The sequence below is a fragment of the Pseudomonas sp. NFPP25 genome, assembly GCF_900116505.1.
Lineage (GTDB): Bacteria > Pseudomonadota > Gammaproteobacteria > Pseudomonadales > Pseudomonadaceae > Aquipseudomonas > Aquipseudomonas protegens.
On record NZ_FPBG01000004.1, the window covers coordinates 63,184 to 81,662 of the forward strand.

The following is an 18,479-nucleotide window of genomic DNA, read 5'->3' on the forward strand; positions in this document are numbered from 1 at the left end:
TGGAGTTTTCATGAACACCGCCGCATTGCGCGAGCAGATCAAACTGGCCCAGCAGCACGAAGCCAGTACCGGCCTCCTGACCCGTCAGTTGGAGAGCCAATTGCCTCACCTGCACCCCGCCATCCAGCTGCCCGAAGTCGACGCCAAGGGCGTCATGACCCGTTTTGTCAGCGCCTATATCGACCAGGTTCCAGACCTTCTGGACGCCGCCAACTCTGTAGCCCGGGAAGCCGGCATCGAGTCGCAGATCAAGCCGGTGCTGAAGATCGCCGAGCAATTCTTCCTCCAGCCGCCGGCCATCATGGATGGCCACGTCGGCCTCGACGGCCTGCTGGATGAAGCCTATCTGGCCCACCGTCTGGTGGAAGAGGTCAACGACCTGTACATCAAGCATTTCGGCCGTCCGCTGATCCCTCTGGACATGACTGTCGCCAACCTCATCGCCCACCAACTGATCGGCGAAACCTTCGCCAACCAGCTGGACGAAGCGGTGCACCACGCCGTCGACGCCATGCTCGACGAAGAAAGCTTCGCCCTGGAGTCGGTGGAAGCCTACCGCGAGAAACTCAGCAGCCCGGACACCGAGGCCGCCTGGAAACGCTGGCCTTGCCTGTCACGCCAACTGGGCGTGGAACTGGAACTCGACCAGCCAGCCGCCTGACCCACTCCTCGCCACAAGGCTCGCAGCGAGCCTTGTGGCGAAGGGCCTGGCTTGCCCAAGCCCCTCCCGTCCACCCGGCGATTCAACCTCTCGCCGCAGCCGCCCCCACGCCGCTGGTGGTGGTCAACCGGCCCTCCAGGCGCCGCTTCAAGCCCCGCGTTTCGATCACCAGCCGCGAGCCCTTGGCACTGTTGGCCCGATTCCAGTCTTCCAGCAACTCCAGGCACGCATGGTCGATATAACTGAGGTTGCTGAGGGGCACATGCACAGTGGTGGCCGGGGGAATCGTCGCCAGCACCCGAGTCAGGGCCGGCACCTTGAGAAAGGTCGCAGCGCCCACCAGACGCAACTCCATCTCGCCTTCCTCTGCCAGGTCGATCAGGCTGATCTTCAAGCGCGACGCCTTGAACGCCAGCTTGGCCAGGGTCAGGGCAAAGCCGATCAGTACCCCGGTCAGCAGATCGCTGAAGACAATCGCCAGGGCCGTCACCGCGTAAGTCAGCATCGGCATGCGCCCGTAGCGCCCCAGGCCGCGAAAGACCTTGAGGTCCACCAGCTTGAAGCCGGTGTAGACCAGCACCCCCGCCAGGCTCGCCACCGGAATGCTCTGCAGCACGTTGGACAGCACCAGCACGAAACCCAGCAGCCACAGGCCATGGAAAATCGTCGAATAACGGGTCTGGGCCCCGGCCTGGACATTGGCCGAGCTGCGCACGATGACACCGGTCATGGGCAGGGCACCCAGCAGACCGCAGAGCATGTTGCCCACGCCCTGGGCCGACAGTTCACGGTCGAAGTCCGAGCGCTGGCCGCTGTGCATGCGATCCACCGCGGCGGCGGAGAGCAGGGTTTCGGCACTGGCGATAAAGGCCACGGCGAAGGCGGCGATCAGCAGGTTGGGGTCCGCCAGGTTGAGCAGGTCGGCGGGGCGCAGCCAGTCGATGGCCTCGGCCAGGTTGGCCGGCACCTCGACGCGCTTCACCGGCAGCGCCAGCAGCAGGCTGGCCAGGGTCGCCAGCCCGACACCGAGCAGGGCACCGGGGATGAACCGCAGCGCCTGGGGCCGCCACTTGTCCCAGCCCCACATCACCGCGATAGTCGCCAACCCCAGCAAGCCAGCCTGCCACCCCAGGCTCGGCAAGGCCTGCGCCAGAGCCTGGGGAAAGCCCACAAGGTTATCCAGGCCCGAGGCCTGGGGCGCGGCATCGAGCATCACATGCACCTGGGACAGCACGATCAGCACGCCGATGCCCGCCAGCATGCCGTAGACCACCGCTGGCGCCGTGACCCGGAACCAGCAACCCAGGCGCAGGCGCCCGGCCAGCAATTGCAGCAGCCCGGCCAGCAGCAGGATCGGCCCGAGCATGGCCACCCCATGCTGGCGCACCAGCTCGAACACCAGCACCGCCAGCCCGGCCGCCGGCCCGCTGACCTGCAAGGGCGAGCCCGCCAGCCAGCCCACCACCAGGCCACCGATGATCCCGGTGATCAGGCCCTTGGCCGGCGGCAGGCCCGAGGCAATGGCGATCCCCATGCACAGGGGCAGGGCCACCAGAAACACCACCACCGAAGCCAGCAGCTCCCGTGGCAGGACACTTTTCAACTGTGCTGCACGCATGACAGTTCTCCCGACTTTTCTTCAGGCGTGGCAAAGCCGGGCCGCCAGATGGCAGCCCTGGCTACAACCACTCAGGGGGATTGAGGTGGGATCAGAAACGCGCTTTGGGCGTCGCTACCGGGATCGGGTGGCTGCCATCCAGAGGCAGGAAACACCCCTTGTCGGCGTCGTAGGCCTTGATCGAGCTGGTCTCGATGTCATAGACCCAGCCATGGATGAACAACTGGCCGTTGGCCATGCGCGAGGCCACGGAAGGATGGGTGCGCAGGTGCTGCAGTTGAGCAATGACGTTCTCTTCGGTCAGCACATGCATGCTGGAGGATTCGTCGGCGCAATCGCAGTTCTCGTGGACCATGGTCCGCGCCACTTCGGCGTGGCGCAGCCAGGCCTTGACCGTGGGCATTTTCTCCAGGCTCTGCGGGTTGAGTACCGCGCGCATGGCGCCGCAATCCGAGTGCCCGCAGACGATGATGTGATGCACCCCCAGGGCCAGCACCGCGTACTCGATCGCCGTGGAAACACCACCGTTCATCTGCCCGTAGGGCGGTACCACGTTGCCCACGTTGCGGGTCACGAACAGATCGCCCGGGGAGCTTTGGGTGATCAGCTCGGGAACGATGCGCGAGTCGGCGCAGGCAATGAACATCGCCCGCGGCCGCTGAGCGGTGGCGAGTTTCTTGAACAGCTCTTCCTGCTGCGGGAAGACTTCATGATGAAAATGCAAAAAGCCGTCAACGATGTGCTGCAGCGCTGCATCGGCGGTCTCGGCGACTTCTGTGGGTGCCGGAGCCGACGCAGCCAACGGCTGTTTATCCTTGTCACTCATGATTCATCCTCTCTGTCGGATTTGGTGAATTTTCCAGAAATATCCGGCACGACGCCAGCCATCGATAAAAAAACCACCGACCCGCTGGCGGCGACCCGTAGGTCACTCGATGAACAAGGTAGCCATGAATACTTAACTCAAACTGAACGGAAGGCTCTAGAACGCCACTATGAGCGATGGCAAAAGGCGACCAGAGTACCTCGGGAACGCTGCGCCCACTACTCAACGATAGGCCAATGCCGCTCACAACAACGACATCTGCCCGCCCGGCGGACAGAAGGCTGAACAGTCGAGATCGAAACCCTCGCGACGGTTGATCCCCAGACGCTTGAGCGCCTTGGCAAAACGCTGGGCCAGCAGATCGGCGAAGGGCCCTTCACCGCGCATGCGGGCGCCAAAACGGCTGTCGTAGAGCTCACCGCCACGGCTCTGGCGGATCAGGCTGAGCACATGGGCCGCCCTTTGCGGGTAATGCGCCGCCAGCCACTCCTCGAACAGCGGCGCCACTTCCAGGGGCAGGCGCAGCATCATGTAGGCCGCGCTCTGCGCCCCCGCGGCATGGGCCTCGCTGAGCAGGCTTTCCAGCTCGCTGTCGTTGATCATCGGAATCATCGGCGAACACAGCACGCCCACCGGGATGCCCGCCCCGCGCATCACCCGGATGGCCCGCAAGCGCGCCTTGGGCGCCGCCGCCCGGGGCTCGAGAATGCGCTTCAACTCATCGTCCAAAGTGGTCAGGCTGATCATCACCGCCACCAGGCGCTGGCGCGCCAGCTCGCTCAGCAGGTCCAGGTCCCGGAGGATCAATGAGCCCTTGGTGACGATGGTCACCGGGTGTCGATAGCGCAGCAGCACCTCCAGGGTGCGCCGGGTCAACTGCTGTTCGCGCTCGATGGGCTGGTAGGGATCGGTATTGGACCCCAGGTTGATCGGTGCGCAGCGATAGCCGGGCTTGGACAGTTGCTGCTCCAGCAAGGCCGCGGTGTTGCTCTTGGCGATCAGCTTGGTTTCGAAATCCAGCCCCGGGGACAGGTCCCAATAGGCGTGGCTGGGCCGCGCGTAGCAATAGATGCAACCGTGCTCGCAACCGCGATAGGGGTTGATGGAGCGGTCGAAGGGCAGGTCCGGCGAACTGTTGCGGGTGATGATCGACTTGGCCGTTTCAAAGCGCACCTCGGTGCCCTGGGTCAACGGCACTTCCTGGTACCAGCCATCATCCTCGGCCACCGAACGATTGGGCGCAAAACGGTTGTGCGGATTGCTCGCGGTACCGCGACCACGGGGAGGCAGGGGGTTGAACATGGAAGAACTCCATAACTGTATGCACATACAGTAATGGAGCCGGATTTACCTGACCAGCACCGTCGGACCGAAACCCACCCCTGACAGCGGACGTTCCCCAGTGCGACACAAGGCGTACCGCATCCTTGGCCGACAAGCCGGCTACTGCGGGCGTGTGGCGTTAGGGTATAAGGCAGGCTCAAAGAACAGGAGCACGAGCATGCCCAGGACACCCGGCACGCTGGAAAAGATTTTCTACGCCGCAGAGGCCTACCTCCCCAGCTACGAACAAGGTGCCGACCTGATCATCGTCAGGGCCCCCGACGGGCAGTTGTGGGGAGTGGCCTGCGAATTCGAGCTGTGCACCCAGGACATCGAAAAGGCCACTGTGAACGGCCAGCAACCCTTCGATGAAGCGGACCCGAAGTTCGCCGAGGTGCGCTGGAGCCCCTGCCACGAAGGCATCGGCCTGCTCCCCGCAAGCTGGCAAGACCTGATGACCGCCGGGCTGGCGGACTGCATCGCCGGCTATCAACTGGAAAGCCGCCGGGGCATCCAGCGCTTCACCCAGGGCTGAACGGCCATCCCGGGCCGGCGCCCGCAGCGAGCGCCGGCCTTGGGGCTAGTGGCTGGTGACCTGCCCCAGGTCGTCGTTGGAGGTACTCTGCAAGTCGCCGTTGCGCAGCGCCGCCACATCCCCGGGCTTCACCGCCGAGGCCTGGTTGCCCCAGCTGCTGCGGATGAAGTTGACCACATCGGCCACCTCCTGATCCGACAGGCGCCAGGCGAAGGCCGGCATGGTGAAGGTCGAAGGCGCGCTGTGGGTCGCTGGCAAGGTGCCGCCCTTGAGCACGATATGGATCAGCGAGGTGGCATCCGCCGATTGCAGCACGGGGTTGCCCGCCAGCGCCGGGAACACCCGGGTGTAGCCGTGGCCGTCGGTGCGGTGGCAGGCCGCGCAGTTGTCGATGTACACCGCCGCGCCCGGCTTGCTGTCGTCACCGTTCCACAGGGCCTGGGCCACTTGCTTGTCGTACTGGTGCGGCTGGTCCTTGGGGTCATTGGCCGGCAGGGACTTGAGATAGCGGGCAATCGCCGTCAGGTCTGCGTCGGTCATGTACTGCATGCTGTGGACCACCACATCGCTCATGCCGCCGAACACCGCGCTGCGATCACTGCGACCGGTCTTGAGGAACTGCACCAGTTGCTCTTCGCTCCAGCTGCCCAGGCCATCCTTGTGATCGCCACGCAGGCTTTTGGCGATCCAGCCCTCCAGCGGCGCGCTGCCAGACAGGAAGTCGCTGCCATCGCTGGCGCTCAGGGCCTTCTCCTGCATGGTCAGGGCCCGTGGCGTGTGGCAGGCGCCGCAGTGGCCCAGGCCTTCCACCAGGTAGGCACCGCGGCTGATCACCGGATCGCTGCCAGCCGCAGGTGCCGGGGTCTCCACGCTCGGGGCGAACATCCAGCGCCAGATGGACAACGGCCAGCGCATGCTCAGGGGCCAGGGAATGTCACTGTCCTGGTTGTCCCGGGGCACCGGTGCCACGCCCTTCATGAAGTAGGCATACAACGCCTGCATGTCGGCGTCGCTGACTCGGGCGTAGGAAGGAAACGGCATGGCCGGGTACAGGGTGCTGCCGCCCTTGGCCACACCATGGCGCACGGCTTTGTCGAAGTCCTCGAAGCTGTAGTCGCCGATGCCGGTCTTGTCCGGGGTGATGTTGGTGGAATAGATCACGCCGATGGGGGTCTCCATCGGCAGCCCGCCGGCGAACGGCTTGCCGTCCTTGGCGGTATGGCAGGCTACGCAGTCACCGGCGCGGGCCAGGTATTCGCCCTGTTGCACCAGGGCTTGCTGATCCGCTTCGGCAGCATTGGCGGCTGCGCTGCCCAGCAGCGCCAGGGTGGCGATAACGAGTGCTTTCATGGTCATCGCTCCTTATGCCTGAACCAGCGGGCCGGGGTTTTTCAGGTACTGCTCGCGGATCGCCCGGGCCGACCAGTAGGTCAACGCCGCCACCAGGCCGGTAGGGTTGTAGCCCAGGCCTTGAGGGAAGGCCGAAGCCCCGGGCACGAAGACGTTGTGCACGTCCCAGCTTTGCAGGTAGCGGTTCAGGGCGCTGGTCCTAGGGTCGGTGCCCATGATCGCGCCGCCGTTCAAGTGGGTGGTCTGGTAGGACGCAGTGTTGAAGTGCTCACCGACCTTCTTGCCCAGCAAGGCAATGGCCTTGGGGTTCATCGCCTCGGCGATCTTGCCCATTTTCTCCACCATGAAGCGGTTCATCTTGATGTCGTTTTCCTGCCAGTCGAAGGTCATCCGTAGCAGGGGCAAGCCGTAGGCATCGCGGTACACCGGGTCCAGATCCAGGTAGTTGCCACGGTAGGACTGATGCGCTCCGTGGGCGTCCATGGAGACCTGATGGGTGTAGTAGTCGGCGGTGGCTTTCTTCCAGGCACTGCCCCAGGCCGGGGTACCCGGCGGGTTGGAGGTGCCGGCGATGGGCCGGCTACCGGCCTGGTTGACCCACATCGGCGAGCCGCCGACAAAGCCGTGGGGGCCGTGGTCGAAGTTGTCGGCGTTGAAGTCGTCCACCGCCACGCCGTTGCCGCCGGCGCCGATGAAGTTGTTGGTGTGCACGTCCTTGTCGAAGTAGGCCTTGATGGTGGCCATGTTCTGGTAGGCGAAGTTCTTGCCCACCACGCCTTCGCCGGTGATCGGGTCGTAGGGCTTGCCGATGCCCGACAGCAACATCAGGCGCACGTTGTGGAACTGGAAGGCGCCGAGGATCACCAGGTCCGCCGGCTGCTCGATCTCGCGGCCCTGGCCATCGACGTAGGTCACGCCGGTGGCGCGGGTCTTGCTGCTGTCGAGGTTGACCCTGAGCACGTGGGAGTTGGGCCGCAGCTCGAAGTTCGGCAGCGGCTTGAGGGCCGGCAGGATGTTCACGTTGGGCGAGGCCTTGGAGTACATGTAGCAGACGTAGCCGCTGCAGAAACCGCAAAAGTTGCACGGCCCCATCTGTGCGCCATAGGGGTTGGTGTAAGGCCCCGAGGTATTGGCCGACGGCAGGTTGTAGGGCTTGTAGCCCACCTCATTGGCCGCTTTCTGAAACAGCTGTGCGGAATAGGTGTTCTTCTGCGATTCCAGCGGGAAGTGGTCCGAGCGATCCGGCGCATAAGGGTTGCCGCCCTTGCCGTCGCCCACCAGTTGGCCCTTCACGGTCCAGGCCTGGCCCGAGGTGCCGAAGACCTTTTCCGCGTAGTCGAAGAACGGCTCCAGCTCTTCATAGCTGACGCCGAAGTCCTGGATGGTCATGTCCTTGGGGATGAAGTTCTTACCGTAGCGTTCTTCGTAGTGGCTGCGCATGCGCAGCTCGATGGGGTCGACCCGAAAGTGCACCCCGGACCAGTGCAGGCCGGCGCCGCCCACGCCATTGCCCGGCAGGAAGGCCCCCAGTTGCCGGTTGGGCAGGGCCACGTCGTTGACGCTGTGGCGGATGGTCACCGTCTCTTTGGAAATGTCCTGGAAGAGTTTCTTGCGCACGCTGTAGGTGAGTTCGTCGATCACCTGGGGATAGTTGCCATCCGGGTAGGTGTCCTGCATCGGCCCGCGTTCCAGCGCCAGCACATTGAGCCCGGCCTCGGTCAGTTCCTTGGCCATGATCGCGCCGGTCCAGCCGAAACCGACGATCACTGCGTCGACCTTCTTCATCACTGTTGCCATGCTCAAGCCCTCTCGCCGCGAATCGATACAGCCGGGAAGGGGTATTGCTCGTTGCGTTCCACCCAATCCATGAAATCGGCGCGAGCGCCGGGAAAGCCGATCAGGGTCCAGCCCACCAGGCCTTTATTGCCACCGTGGATCGGATCGCTGAAGAAGCCTTCCTTGGTGTTCTGCAACAGCAGATTGAAGAAAAGCTTGGCCGGGACCGCGTCGAACTGCGGGGTTCCGGCCTCCAGTTGCTTGAGCAAGTCGTCTCGGGTAGCGCTGTCTTGCGCAGCAAATGTTTGCCCCTTGAGCTCTTTGCACCACGCATCCGTGGCGGCAATGCCCAGGCGATAGATGTCCTTGGGCACCAGTTTGCTCTGCCAGCCCATCTCCGGTACGGCATCGGCCTTGAACGGGCCTTGCATGTACCACAGAGCGCCAGCGGCGTAGGGGGTATTCATCTGCCGGTCGATGTATTCCGGCACGCCGGCTTCCAGGGCTCCCGGGCCCATTTCGTCGGCCGGGATCAGGCGTTCCACCGCGGCCTTGATGAAGGCCCACTCCTCGGCGGTGAAATAGCCCGGCTCATAGCCCTGGCCGCTGCCGGCGGGCTGCTTGCCCGGCGTGGCCGGTGTGGCAGCGGCGGCCGTTTCAGGTGCAGCCGCCAGCAGGGAGCCGCCCAGGCCGGTGCTGGCGACGGTGACCACAGGGATCAAGGTCAGGGATTTACGCAAGAACTCACGCCGCGGGTTGTCTCGATCTTGATCAGACATGGGTGCACCTCATCAGGCATTGATGGATTGGTCAGCCGCGTCATGGCGCGACTTTGTGTTTTGGCAACGCAAAAGGCCGGGAAGACCCGGTTTTATGAACACATCAGCAAACTTTAGTTACAAATGGTAGCAGGCTAAGCATCCAGATGAATCGTTTCAGGCGGAAAAAAGATCAGAAACCGCCGGAAAAAGCGGATCAGCTTCACGATTCTTTGACAGGGGGCTCACGGGGCTTTGACCCCGGCAAATCGATACTGCGCGGCATTGAATCCCCTCATCGGTGATCCCGCGCATGTCGAGCATTCGTTTCATCCCGGCCCTTTGCCTGTCGTTGCTGGCACTGCTGGCCGGGCCCCAGGTACAAGCCGCAGAGGCCCCCTCCAGCCGCCCGGACCAATGGGCGCAGCCAGTGGAAAAGCAGTACAACCTGTACCAGATGTCCCCGACCCTGTATCGCAGCGCCCTGCCGGACAAAGGCGCGGTGCCGCTGCTGCAGCAGCTCAAGGTGGCAACGGTGATCAACTTCCTGCCGGAATCCGACGCCAGCTGGCTGTCGGCACCGGGCATCAACCAGGTGCAGTTGCCTTATCGCACCAACCATGTGGACGACGCCGATGTGCTCAAGGCCCTGCGCGCGATCCAGAGCGCCGAAGCCCAAGGCCCGGTGCTGATGCATTGCAAGCATGGTTCGGACCGCACCGGCCTGATGTCGGCCATGTACCGGGTGGTGATCCAGGGTTGGAGCAAAGAAGAAGCGCTGAATGAAATGACCCAGGGTGGGTACGGCGACAGTTCCCACTTCAAGGATGGCATTCGCTACATGATGCAGGCCGATGTCGACAAACTGCGCACCGCCCTGGCCAATGGCGATTGCAGCACCAGCGTATTCGCCACCTGTTCGGTGAAGAGCTGGTTCGAGACGGTGAGCGCGACCAAGCCGCTGAGCAACTGAGCGCCACACCCTGTGTAGGAGCGAGCCTGCTTGCGAAAACCCAGGGATCGAAAGAAGGGGGGCGAATCGCTTCGCCGGCAAGCCGGCTCCTGGAGGGGAGCCGGCTTTTTACTGCGGGGTCAGTCAGTCTTTTTCTTCAACTTGGGGTTGGGGAAAAACTGCACCGATTGCACCTTGATGTCCGCCACCTTGGGCGTCGCGCTGTTGACCCGGGTCCCGAGTTCCTTGGGCACCGACAGCCCCTGTTCGTTGAGGGTGTCGGAGTAGCCACAGGCCACACACTCGCGATGAGGCACATCGTCCTCACTCCACATCATCAGCTTGTCCTGCTCACTGCACGCCGGGCATACCGCCCCGGCAATAAAGCGTTTCTTGGTCTTCACGGGTGCGTCACTCATGCTGCCGCGTCCTCGCTGAGGCCGCTGTGGCGCAAGAGTGCGTCAATCGACGGCGCCCGTCCGCGGAAATCGACGAACAGCACCATAGGCTCCTGGGAGCCGCCACGGGCCAGGATCGCCTCGCGGAACGCACGCCCGGTGGCCGAATTGAGCACACCCTCTTCCTCGAACCTGGAGAAGGCGTCGGCCGACAGCACTTCCGCCCACTTGTAGCTGTAGTACCCCGCGGCGTAACCGCCGGCGAAGATGTGCGCGAAGCTGTTGGGGAAGCGGTTGTAGGCCGGCGGGCGCATCACCGAGACTTCGTCGCGCACGGTTTCCAGCACTTGCAGCACGCTGCGGCCGTCGCCGTGGGTGGCGTGCAGTTCGAAGTCGAACAGGGAAAATTCCAGCTGGCGCACCATCATCAGCCCGGACTGGAAGTTCTTCGCCGCCAGCATCTTCTGCAGCAGGTCCTGGGGCAGCGGTTCGCCGCTTTCATAGTGGCCGGAGATCAGTGCCAGGCCTTCCGGCTCCCAGCACCAGTTCTCCATGAACTGGCTCGGCAGCTCGACGGCGTCCCAGGCCACGCCGTTGATCCCGGACACTCCGGCGTGCTCGACCCGGGTCAGCAGGTGGTGCAGGCCGTGGCCGAATTCGTGGAACAGGGTGGTGACTTCATCGTGGGTCAGCAAGGCCGGCTTGCCGCTGACCGCCGGAGTGAAGTTGCACACCAGGTTGGCTACCGGGCTTTGCAATACCCCGTCCAGCGTGCGACGGCGATCGCGGGCACCGTCCATCCAGGCACCGCCGCGCTTGTTGGCGCGGGCATAGAGGTCGAAGAAGAAGCGGCCGACGTGCTGGCCGTTTTCCTTGATCTCGAACAGGCGCACGTCCGGGTGCCAGGTATCGAAACCTTTCTGCTCGGCGATCTCGATGCCGTACAGGCGCTGGACAATGGCGAACAGCCCGCTCAGCACCTTGTCGATGGGGAAATAGGCGCGCAGGGCTTCCTGGGAAACGCTGTAGCGCTGCTCACGCAGCTTCTCGCCGTAGAAACCGCTGTCCCAGCTTTGCAGGTCGGGGCAACCCTGTTCGGCGGCGTAGGCCTTGAGCTGCTCCAGGTCCTGGGCGGCAAACGGCTTGCTGCGCTTGGCCAGGTCCCGCAGGAAGCTCAGCACCTGGTCGCTGGACTCGGCCATCTTGGTGGCCAGGCTCAACTCGGAGAAGCTGGCGAAACCCAGGAGCTTGGCCAACTCCTGACGCAGGTCGAGGATTTCTTCCATCACCGGACCGTTGTCGTTCTGACCGGCGTTAGGGCCCTGGTCCGACGCGCGGGTGCTGTAGGCGGCATAGACTTCTTCGCGCAGGGCACGGTCCTGGGCATAGGTCATCACTGCGTAGTAGCTGGGGAATTCCAGGGTGATCAGCCAGCCTTCCAGGTCCTTGGCCTGGGCGGCGGCAGCCATTTGCGCCTTGGCCGAGTCGGTCAGGCCGGCCAGGGCGGCTTCGTCGGTGATGTGCTTGGTCCAGGCCTGGGTGGCATCCAGCAGTTGGTTGGAGAACCGGCTGCCCAGCTCGGAAAGCTTGCTCTGCACCTCGGCATAACGCTTTTGCTGCTCGGGCGGCAGGTCGATGCCCGACAGGCGGAAGTCCCGCAGGGAGTGTTCGAGGATAGTCTTCTGCGCCACGTCGAAACCGGCGGCTTCCGGGCTCTTGGCCAGGGCGTCGAAGGCCTGGAACAGCTCGCGGTTCTGGCCCATTTCCGTGGAATAGGCGCTCAGGGCCGGCAGGCAGGCCTCGTAGGCTTCACGCAGTTCGGCGCTGTTGCACACTGCGTTGAGGTGGCTGACCGGGCTCCAGGCAGCGCCCAGGCGATCATTGAGCTCGTCCATGGCCAGCACCAGGCCAGCCCAGGTCGGCTGGGTGGCTTGGGTCTTGAGGATGTCAGCGATGGCGGCGCGGTTGTCAGCCAGGATCTGTTCGATGGCCGGTTGCACATGCTCGGCGCGGATCGCCGAGAACGGCGGCAGGTCGTAGGGCTGCAGAAGAGGGTTGTTCACACTCACGGTGGGCACCTTGGCTGGAAGAAACATTGAGCCATCTTAATTACAATCGACGCCCACCGCAGCTATAGCCCCCATTAATAAATCTCAGAGAGGCATTCGCACTTGGCCATTCGCAGCTACCAGAACCACACCCCGAACCTGGGCGAGCGGGCCTTTGTCGACCACTCGGCGGTGGTCATCGGCGACGTGGAAATCGGCGCCGACAGCTCGGTCTGGCCGCTGACCGTGATCCGCGGCGACATGCACCGCATCCGCATCGGCGCGCGCACCAGCGTGCAGGACGCCAGCGTGCTGCACATCACCCACGCCGGCCCGTTCAACCCCGACGGCTTCCCGCTGCTGATCGGCGACGACGTGACCATCGCCCACAAGGTCATGCTCCACGGTTGCAGCATCGGCAGCCGGGTGCTGATCGGCATGGGCAGCATTGTCATGGATGGCGCGGTGGTGGAGGACGATGTGATAGTCGGCGCCGGCAGCCTGGTGCCGCCGGGCAAGCGCCTGGAAAGCGGCTTCCTGTATGTCGGCAGCCCGGTGAGGCAGGCGCGCCCGCTGACCGACAAGGAGCGCGCCTTCTTCACCTACAGCGCCGCCAACTACGTGAAGCTCAAGGACCTGCACCTGGCCGAAGGCTACGACCGGCCCTGACCCCCCTTGCACAGCCCAGGAATCCCCATGCATTACCAAACCGTACTGTTCGACCTCGACGGCACCCTCACCGACCCTCGCGAGGGCATCACCCGTTCGATCCAGTTCGCCCTGGGCAAACTGGGCATCGACGAGCCGGACCTGAGCAAACTGGAACACTTCATCGGCCCGCCGCTGTTGCAGGCCTTCATGCAGTTCTACGGCTTCGACGAGGCCCGGGCCTGGGAAGCGGTGAACTTCTATCGCGAACGCTTCAAGGTCACCGGCCTGTATGAAAACCGCGTCTTCGATGGCGTCACGCCGCTGCTGGAAACCCTCGGCGGGCAAGGGCGGCAACTGTACATCGCGACCTCCAAGCCCTGGGTCTTCGCCCGGGAGATCGCCCGTCACTTCGACTTCGCCAAGCACTTCAAGGTGATCTACGGCAGCGAACTGGACGGCACCCGCACCGACAAGGTGGAGCTGATCGCCCATCTGCTGGAGCAGGAGCAACTCGACCCTGCCAGCACATTGATGATCGGCGACCGCAAGCACGACCTGATCGGCGCCAGGCGCAACGGGCTGGACGCGGCGGCGGTGGGGTATGGCTTTGGCAGCCATGAGGAATTGACTGCCGAAGCCCCGGCCTATCACTTCCAGACCCTGGGCGAGCTGCACCAGGCGTTTTTGCCGCGTTAGGGCAGAGGCTTCGCCGGCAAGCCGGCTGCTACAGGCCCGAAGCAGGAGCCGGCGCCAGGGCGACGGTGTCCTGCAACCGGATCAGGGCCGCCTTGCGCTCCTCGGCCGGCAAACGTCCCAGCGTCTCCACGGCGGCGAAGAATGCCGGCCAGTCCCCCTTCACCTGCCTGAACAAGGCGGCAAACGCCGGCACCCATTGGTCATACAGGCCGAAGGGCAGCAGCCGGGCGTTGTTCAGCGGGGCGTTGATCCAGGCGTCATAGCGCTTGGAACCGGCCCACTGGCTGTCGCGCAACTGCCGATACTCGCTGCGCATGCGCTCGAACTCCGCGGCCTTGCGCTGGCGCATCTGCTCGGCGGGCAAGGGCAGGGCATACAGCTGCTCCAGGCGCTTGCGGGTATCGAGCACCAGCTGGGTGAACTGGTCACGCTGGCGCAACTCGCCGTCGCTCAATGGCGCCAGCCCGCGATAGGCGCGCCACTGGCGGGTGCCTTCCTGCTCGACGAAGGTGGCGTAGGACTCGTTGAACTCGGTGTCGTCCTTCACATAGAAGCGCTGGTGCGCCAGCTCGTGGAAGATCAGGGTCGCCAGGCGCTCGTCGCCCCAGTGCATCATCGAACTGATGATCGGGTCGTCGAACCAGCCCAGGGTGGAATACGCCTCGACCCCGCCGATCGCCACGTCCATGCCCTTCAACTGCTGCAACGCCGCCTCGCCCCGGGCCGCGCCCTGGCTGTAATAGCCGCGGTAAGCCACGCAACCGGCAATGGGAAAGCAGTGGGTTTGCGGGTTCAGGGAAAACTCCGGGGTGGCGAACACGTTCCACACCACATAGGGCCGCCCGATGTCGACGTACAGCCGATAGCTGCGGTTGTCCGGCAGGTGCAGGTGCTCGCTGGCAAAGCGGCGTGCCTGCTGCGACTGGGCCAGATGGGCACGCAGGCTCGCATCGCGGCTCGGGTCGGCGACGACTTGCGCCACCGGCACACGGGCTCGCAGCAGCTGCAATTGGCCACTGGCCAGCTGGCTGTAATAACCGACGCTGCTGCAACCGTTGAGCAGCAAAAGCATCAGTGCCGGAAACAAAAACCGTAAAAGAGGATCAAGTAACCCATGGCTTGAACACGGCCTAGTCAAATCGAATCATCCACAGAGAGTCTGTCCGCAAGACTATCTCGCCAGCCTGGAGTTTCGCCATGCGCGTGTTGCTGTTGACCACCGGCCTGCTGACCCTCGGCGGTTGCGCCGGCCTGCCCGACCCCGACCCGGCCCAGGCCTGGGTCGACCTGGCTCCGCCCCGGGACACCCACCTGCAGGCATTGGAGGTGGACGCCAAGAACATCGATGATCCGCGCTATTTCCAGGTCCAGCCCGGCAGCCATGAACTGACCCTGCGCTACCAGTTCGCCGTGCAACCGAGCAACATCGGGCCAGACGCCGAGCCGCTGTGGCGCGATTGCCAGCTGAACGTGAAATTCAAGGATTTCGGTGCCGGCCAGCGCTACCAGGTACAGGCCGGGAACATCGGTTTCCACCCCTGGGCCAGGCTCTACGACGAGCAGCACACCCTGCTCGACAAAGCCCGGCCGGCAGGCTGCCAGCGCAGTTGAACGGCGCTATGCTGAGGGCCTCTCGCTCACTCGGCCCCAGTCATGCGTCCATTTCTACTGTTTCTCGCCCTTGGCACCCTCAGCGCCTGCACTACGCCCCTGCCGGGCGTCGATCCGCAACAGGCCTGGATCGACCTGGCCACCCCGACGCCCGGGGGCAAGCTGGTCATGGCCGAACGCCTGGACAACCAGCGCCTGGACGACGGGCGCTTCTTCCAGGTCAGCCCCGGCAGCCACGAATTGATGGTGCGCTTCGATTTCGAAGTGTTCGCCGGCGGCATGGGCATGAACAACGATCCCCAGGAGCGCCTGTGCTACCTGAGCCTGCGCTACGACCATTTCCAGGCCGGCCAGCGCTATCGCCTGGAGGCGCGCAACCTGGGGTTCACCCCCAGCGCCCGGCTGTACAACGCCCAGCGCGAAATAGTCGCCGAGGAGCGCATGATCAACTGCGTGCCCTGAGTCGGGTCAGCGATCGTTCTTCTGATAGATGATCTTCCTGGTGCCGTTTTCACAGCTGCCGACCACCATGTTGTTGTCGTGGACTTCATCGTTGGTGACGATTTCCAGGGTGTAGGAAGGTACGCCCTGGGCCTGGATCTTGGCTTCGATCTCGGCCTTGAGTTCCTCGCAGGGCTTGGGCGCGGCCAGGGCCGATGTGGCCAGCGCACAACTAACAACCGCCAAGGCAAAACGTTTCATGATCTAAAGCTCCCTTGCTGCGGTGCACACGGGGGTGCGCTGAAGCCGCAGTCGCGTATTCGACCACAGGTGCTTGTCCGCCGCACAGGCGCATTCGCCGGCATGCCCGCTCCTACGGACCGGTGCAGGAGCCGGCTTGCCGGCCAAGCAGTTGCCTCAACTCAGCAGCGTCGCATCCAGGCTGATCTTGGCGTTGAGCACCTTGGACACCGGGCACCCTTCCTTGGCCTTCTTGCTCAGCTCATCGAACTGCTGCTGGCTGGCACCGGGGATCTTCGCCTTGAGGATCAGGTGCACCGCGGTAATGGCAAAGCCGCCATCGACCTGGTCCAGGGTCACTTCTGCCTGGGTGTCGATGCTGTCCGCCTTGAGCCCGGCCTCGCCAAGGATCATGGAAAAGGCCATGGAGAAACAGCCCGCGTGGGCCGCGCCAATCAGTTCCTCCGGGTTGGTGCCCTTGCCGCCTTCGAAACGCGCCTTGAAGCCGTAGGGCGCCTCACGCAACACGCCGGTTTCGGTCGAGATCGAGCCAATGCCGGTTTTCAGGTCACCTTCCCAGTGCGCCGAGGCTTTCTTTTTGATGCTCATCGCTTTCTCCTCAAGAACCGGTGCGAAAGTTCGCACCCTGATGTTTTTTGTTGCCTAAGGGTTCTGAGGATAGATCCGATGGCAAAGTTCAGCCGTTGTCGCCGATGCCCGTTTACCCGACAAATTCACTCAGGCTATTGAAACTCGGGTATATGCCCACATTGCATAGATCTGACTTACAGACTTCGGCAGGTTTTGGCTCATGACAAAAGCCTGCGCACCCCAAGGAGAAGCAGGCTTATGAAACCGCTGTCCGCTGTTAAATACTCGACCCTCGACCTGGTGCCCGTGCGTGAAAACGGCAGCCCGGGGCAGTCCCTGCGCAACTCCCTGGACTTGGCGCAGCATGTGGAGAAACTCGGTTACACGCGCTTCTGGGTCGCCGAGCACCACAACATGGACGGTATCGCCAGTTCCGCTACCTCGGTGCTGATCGGCTACCTGGCGGGCGGTACTTCGACCATTCGTGTCGGTTCCGGCGGGGTCATGCTGCCCAACCACGCGCCCCTGGTGATCGCCGAACAGTTCGGCACCCTGGAAAGCCTGTACCCGGGGCGCATCGACCTAGGACTGGGCCGCGCCCCGGGTTCCGACCAGATGACCGCCCGCGCCCTGCGCCGGGAGCGCTCCGGCAGCGCCGACGATTTCCCTGAGGACGTGGCCGAACTGATGGCCTACCTGGGCCCGCGTACCCCCGAACAACGGGTGATCGCCATGCCGGGCACCGGCACCAACGTGCCGGTATGGCTGCTGGGCTCCAGCCTGTTCAGTGCACAACTGGCCGGGGAACGGGGCTTGCCTTACGCCTTCGCCTCGCATTTCGCACCGCGCTACATGCACGAGGCGATTCGCGTCTACCGCAACCACTTCAAGCCTTCGGCGGTGCTCGACAAGCCTTATGTGATGCTTGGCGTGCCGCTGGTGGCAGCCGACACCGACGAACAGGCCGATTACCTGGCGACTTCGGTGTACCAGCGCATCCTGGCGCTGATGCGTGGCCAGAGCCTGGTCCAGCGCAAACCGGTGCAAAGCATGGACGGCCTGTGGCTGCCCCATGAGAAGGAAGCGGTTGCCAGCTTCCTCGGCCTGGCGATGGTCGGCAGCCCGGCGAAAATCCGCGCCAAGCTGCAGGTGCTGATCGAGCAGACCGGAGCCGATGAGCTGATCTTCACCTGCGATCTGTACGAACACGCCGATCGGCTGCACTCCTACGAGCTGCTGTCACAGGTGATGAAAGGCTGAAACGACAGGCATGAAAAAGCCGACGTTCTGCGTCGGCTTTTTTTTGACCATCCACAAGGCTCAACCGCGCTTGTAGACAATTTCCTTGGTACCGGCTTCGCAGGAGCCGACTACCTTGCCATCCGCCGCCGCGCCCTTGTCCACCACTTCCAGCGAGTAGTGCTTGGCGCCGTTGGCGTCGATCTTGGCGGCAATCTCGCTCTTGAGTTCTTCGCACGGCTTGCCAGCGGCAAGGGCTGTTCCCGCAAGACTCAACAAAGCAGCAGCTAATACTAGTTTTTTCATCGGTCACATTCCCTGGTCGGATCAAAAGAGGCGGCATTGACGCCTGCCTGACAGAGGCTCAAGACACTTGTAGCGCTTTGCCATTTCCTATGGCACTCGGCCAGCGCACAAGTTCCAGAGCCTAGCTCAAGCCTTCAACTATTGGCAATTCGGAAGCCCACCTTGAGCGTGACCTGAAAATGCGCCGCTTTGCCGTCCTTGATATGGCCCCGGGTTTCAGTCACTTCGAACCACTCCAGGTGCTTGATGCTCTTGTGCGCTTCCGCCAGCGCGTTGTTGATCGCATCTTCGATGCTGTTCGGCGACGAACCCACCAGTTCGACTTTCTTGTAAGTGTGATGATCAGTCATGGCGCTCTCCTTTTTAGCTGTGAATTACAGCCTAGCAGTGATTTTTCTTATTACTTGTGGCGCCTGCGCCCAAGGCTAAGTTCAGATTTTCTGCACTTTCCCAACACGC

Annotated in this window: 21 protein-coding genes; 8 read left to right on the plus strand and 13 right to left on the minus strand. The window is 63.5% G+C overall.

Annotated features, from left to right (window positions below):
• The first annotated feature begins 10 nt into the window (after nucleotides 1-10).
• Nucleotides 11-661 carry a hypothetical protein gene (locus tag BM382_RS16510; protein ID WP_015633641.1) on the plus strand — a complete coding sequence of 217 codons (651 nt, stop codon included), beginning with the start codon at nucleotides 11-13 and terminating at the stop codon, nucleotides 659-661.
• An 82-nt stretch (nucleotides 662-743) separates the two neighbouring features.
• Here BM382_RS16510 and BM382_RS16515 read toward each other — a convergent pair whose 3' ends face one another.
• From BM382_RS16515 to BM382_RS16525, 3 genes are all read right to left on the minus strand, one after another.
• Nucleotides 744-2,279, minus strand: a complete 1,536-nt coding sequence (locus tag BM382_RS16515) for a SulP family inorganic anion transporter (RefSeq protein WP_072443335.1) — start codon at nucleotides 2,277-2,279, stop codon at nucleotides 744-746.
• Between the two features lie 91 nt (nucleotides 2,280-2,370).
• The gene (locus BM382_RS16520; protein WP_011058446.1) at nucleotides 2,371-3,105 is read right to left on the minus strand and encodes a carbonic anhydrase; all 735 of its coding nucleotides are present in this window, start codon (nucleotides 3,103-3,105) and stop codon (nucleotides 2,371-2,373) included.
• Nucleotides 3,106-3,348: 243 nt separating this feature from the next.
• A complete protein-coding gene (locus BM382_RS16525; protein ID WP_019095609.1) occupies nucleotides 3,349-4,407 on the minus strand; it encodes a PA0069 family radical SAM protein in 1,059 nt (352 codons plus the stop codon).
• Between the two features lie 199 nt (nucleotides 4,408-4,606).
• On the opposite strand from BM382_RS16525, the gene BM382_RS16530 reads away from it, so the two are divergent.
• A complete protein-coding gene (locus tag BM382_RS16530) occupies nucleotides 4,607-4,963 on the plus strand; it encodes a hypothetical protein (protein ID WP_072443337.1) in 357 nt (118 codons plus the stop codon).
• A gap of 45 nt (nucleotides 4,964-5,008) precedes the next feature.
• On the opposite strand, the gene BM382_RS16535 is transcribed toward BM382_RS16530, so the two are convergent.
• From BM382_RS16535 to BM382_RS16545, 3 genes are read right to left on the minus strand one after another with little or no spacing between them, the layout of a single operon-like run.
• Complete coding sequence (locus BM382_RS16535; protein ID WP_072443339.1) at nucleotides 5,009-6,313, minus strand: cytochrome c; 1,305 nt, start codon at nucleotides 6,311-6,313, stop codon at nucleotides 5,009-5,011.
• Nucleotides 6,314-6,325: 12 nt separating this feature from the next.
• Nucleotides 6,326-8,110: a GMC family oxidoreductase gene (locus BM382_RS16540; RefSeq protein WP_019095987.1), complete on the minus strand. Its 1,785-nt coding sequence runs from the start codon at nucleotides 8,108-8,110 to the stop codon at nucleotides 6,326-6,328.
• 2 nt (nucleotides 8,111-8,112) lie between these two features.
• Nucleotides 8,113-8,868 (minus strand): gluconate 2-dehydrogenase subunit 3 family protein, encoded by a 756-nt coding sequence (locus BM382_RS16545; RefSeq protein ID WP_072443341.1) that lies wholly within the window; start codon nucleotides 8,866-8,868, stop codon nucleotides 8,113-8,115.
• Nucleotides 8,869-9,160: 292 nt separating this feature from the next.
• Here BM382_RS16545 and BM382_RS16550 point away from each other — a divergent pair, with 292 nt between their 5' ends.
• A complete protein-coding gene (locus tag BM382_RS16550; protein WP_019095605.1) occupies nucleotides 9,161-9,820 on the plus strand; it encodes a phosphatase domain-containing protein in 660 nt (219 codons plus the stop codon).
• A 119-nt stretch (nucleotides 9,821-9,939) separates the two neighbouring features.
• On the opposite strand, the gene BM382_RS16555 is transcribed toward BM382_RS16550, so the two are convergent.
• Nucleotides 9,940-10,218, minus strand: a complete 279-nt coding sequence (locus tag BM382_RS16555) for a YheV family putative zinc ribbon protein (RefSeq protein WP_011058440.1) — start codon at nucleotides 10,216-10,218, stop codon at nucleotides 9,940-9,942.
• Nucleotides 10,215-12,266, minus strand: a complete 2,052-nt coding sequence (gene prlC, locus BM382_RS16560; RefSeq protein WP_011058439.1) for an oligopeptidase A — start codon at nucleotides 12,264-12,266, stop codon at nucleotides 10,215-10,217. The genes BM382_RS16555 and prlC overlap by 4 nt, the downstream gene beginning before the upstream one ends.
• Nucleotides 12,267-12,368: 102 nt before the next feature.
• Between prlC and BM382_RS16565 the strand changes: the two genes are divergently transcribed.
• The gene (locus tag BM382_RS16565) at nucleotides 12,369-12,914 is read left to right on the plus strand and encodes a gamma carbonic anhydrase family protein (protein WP_019095603.1); all 546 of its coding nucleotides are present in this window, start codon (nucleotides 12,369-12,371) and stop codon (nucleotides 12,912-12,914) included.
• Between the two features lie 27 nt (nucleotides 12,915-12,941).
• On the plus strand, nucleotides 12,942-13,592 hold the full coding sequence (locus BM382_RS16570; RefSeq protein ID WP_011058437.1) for an HAD family hydrolase: 651 nt from the start codon (nucleotides 12,942-12,944) through the stop codon (nucleotides 13,590-13,592).
• A gap of 28 nt (nucleotides 13,593-13,620) precedes the next feature.
• Here the strand turns inward: BM382_RS16570 and BM382_RS16575 are convergent, their stop codons facing one another.
• Nucleotides 13,621-14,730 carry an aminopeptidase gene (locus tag BM382_RS16575; protein WP_072443343.1) on the minus strand — a complete coding sequence of 370 codons (1,110 nt, stop codon included), beginning with the start codon at nucleotides 14,728-14,730 and terminating at the stop codon, nucleotides 13,621-13,623.
• 59 nt (nucleotides 14,731-14,789) lie between these two features.
• Between BM382_RS16575 and BM382_RS16580 the strand changes: the two genes are divergently transcribed.
• Together BM382_RS16580 and BM382_RS16585 are read left to right on the plus strand one after the other, a co-directional pair.
• Nucleotides 14,790-15,203 (plus strand): PA0061/PA0062 family lipoprotein, encoded by a 414-nt coding sequence (locus tag BM382_RS16580; protein ID WP_011058435.1) that lies wholly within the window; start codon nucleotides 14,790-14,792, stop codon nucleotides 15,201-15,203.
• Between the two features lie 42 nt (nucleotides 15,204-15,245).
• Nucleotides 15,246-15,665, plus strand: coding sequence for a PA0061/PA0062 family lipoprotein (locus BM382_RS16585; protein ID WP_011058434.1), 420 nt, complete (start codon nucleotides 15,246-15,248; stop codon nucleotides 15,663-15,665).
• A 6-nt stretch (nucleotides 15,666-15,671) separates the two neighbouring features.
• Here BM382_RS16585 and BM382_RS16590 read toward each other — a convergent pair whose 3' ends face one another.
• Nucleotides 15,672-15,905 (minus strand): DUF1161 domain-containing protein, encoded by a 234-nt coding sequence (locus BM382_RS16590; RefSeq protein ID WP_011058433.1) that lies wholly within the window; start codon nucleotides 15,903-15,905, stop codon nucleotides 15,672-15,674.
• Between the two features lie 156 nt (nucleotides 15,906-16,061).
• Nucleotides 16,062-16,493, minus strand: coding sequence for an OsmC family protein (locus tag BM382_RS16595; RefSeq protein WP_011058432.1), 432 nt, complete (start codon nucleotides 16,491-16,493; stop codon nucleotides 16,062-16,064).
• 240 nt (nucleotides 16,494-16,733) lie between these two features.
• On the opposite strand from BM382_RS16595, the gene BM382_RS16600 reads away from it, so the two are divergent.
• On the plus strand, nucleotides 16,734-17,735 hold the full coding sequence (locus BM382_RS16600) for an LLM class flavin-dependent oxidoreductase (RefSeq protein WP_011058431.1): 1,002 nt from the start codon (nucleotides 16,734-16,736) through the stop codon (nucleotides 17,733-17,735).
• A 60-nt stretch (nucleotides 17,736-17,795) separates the two neighbouring features.
• On the opposite strand, the gene BM382_RS16605 is transcribed toward BM382_RS16600, so the two are convergent.
• Nucleotides 17,796-18,020, minus strand: coding sequence for a DUF1161 domain-containing protein (locus BM382_RS16605; protein ID WP_041114958.1), 225 nt, complete (start codon nucleotides 18,018-18,020; stop codon nucleotides 17,796-17,798).
• A gap of 134 nt (nucleotides 18,021-18,154) precedes the next feature.
• On the minus strand, nucleotides 18,155-18,370 hold the full coding sequence (locus BM382_RS16610) for a dodecin (RefSeq protein ID WP_011058429.1): 216 nt from the start codon (nucleotides 18,368-18,370) through the stop codon (nucleotides 18,155-18,157).
• Between the last annotated feature and the right edge of the window lie 109 nt (nucleotides 18,371-18,479).

Excerpts from the sequence above, each read along its gene's own strand:
- BM382_RS16510 (WP_015633641.1), top strand. The coding sequence starts at position 11 with ATGAACACCGCCGCATTGCGCGAGCAGATCAAACTGGCCCAGCAGCAC.
- BM382_RS16515 (WP_072443335.1), bottom strand. The coding sequence starts at position 2,279 with ATGCGTGCAGCACAGTTGAAAAGTGTCCTGCCACGGGAGCTGCTGGCT.
- BM382_RS16520 (WP_011058446.1), bottom strand. The coding sequence starts at position 3,105 with ATGAGTGACAAGGATAAACAGCCGTTGGCTGCGTCGGCTCCGGCACCC.
- BM382_RS16525 (WP_019095609.1), bottom strand. The coding sequence starts at position 4,407 with ATGTTCAACCCCCTGCCTCCCCGTGGTCGCGGTACCGCGAGCAATCCG.
- BM382_RS16530 (WP_072443337.1), top strand. The coding sequence starts at position 4,607 with ATGCCCAGGACACCCGGCACGCTGGAAAAGATTTTCTACGCCGCAGAG.
- BM382_RS16535 (WP_072443339.1), bottom strand. The coding sequence starts at position 6,313 with ATGAAAGCACTCGTTATCGCCACCCTGGCGCTGCTGGGCAGCGCAGCC.
- BM382_RS16540 (WP_019095987.1), bottom strand. The coding sequence starts at position 8,110 with ATGGCAACAGTGATGAAGAAGGTCGACGCAGTGATCGTCGGTTTCGGC.
- BM382_RS16545 (WP_072443341.1), bottom strand. The coding sequence starts at position 8,868 with ATGTCTGATCAAGATCGAGACAACCCGCGGCGTGAGTTCTTGCGTAAA.
- BM382_RS16550 (WP_019095605.1), top strand. The coding sequence starts at position 9,161 with ATGTCGAGCATTCGTTTCATCCCGGCCCTTTGCCTGTCGTTGCTGGCA.
- BM382_RS16555 (WP_011058440.1), bottom strand. The coding sequence starts at position 10,218 with ATGAGTGACGCACCCGTGAAGACCAAGAAACGCTTTATTGCCGGGGCG.
- BM382_RS16570 (WP_011058437.1), top strand. The coding sequence starts at position 12,942 with ATGCATTACCAAACCGTACTGTTCGACCTCGACGGCACCCTCACCGAC.
- BM382_RS16580 (WP_011058435.1), top strand. The coding sequence starts at position 14,790 with ATGCGCGTGTTGCTGTTGACCACCGGCCTGCTGACCCTCGGCGGTTGC.
- BM382_RS16585 (WP_011058434.1), top strand. The coding sequence starts at position 15,246 with ATGCGTCCATTTCTACTGTTTCTCGCCCTTGGCACCCTCAGCGCCTGC.
- BM382_RS16590 (WP_011058433.1), bottom strand. The coding sequence starts at position 15,905 with ATGAAACGTTTTGCCTTGGCGGTTGTTAGTTGTGCGCTGGCCACATCG.
- BM382_RS16595 (WP_011058432.1), bottom strand. The coding sequence starts at position 16,493 with ATGAGCATCAAAAAGAAAGCCTCGGCGCACTGGGAAGGTGACCTGAAA.
- BM382_RS16600 (WP_011058431.1), top strand. The coding sequence starts at position 16,734 with ATGAAACCGCTGTCCGCTGTTAAATACTCGACCCTCGACCTGGTGCCC.
- BM382_RS16605 (WP_041114958.1), bottom strand. The coding sequence starts at position 18,020 with ATGAAAAAACTAGTATTAGCTGCTGCTTTGTTGAGTCTTGCGGGAACA.
- BM382_RS16610 (WP_011058429.1), bottom strand. The coding sequence starts at position 18,370 with ATGACTGATCATCACACTTACAAGAAAGTCGAACTGGTGGGTTCGTCG.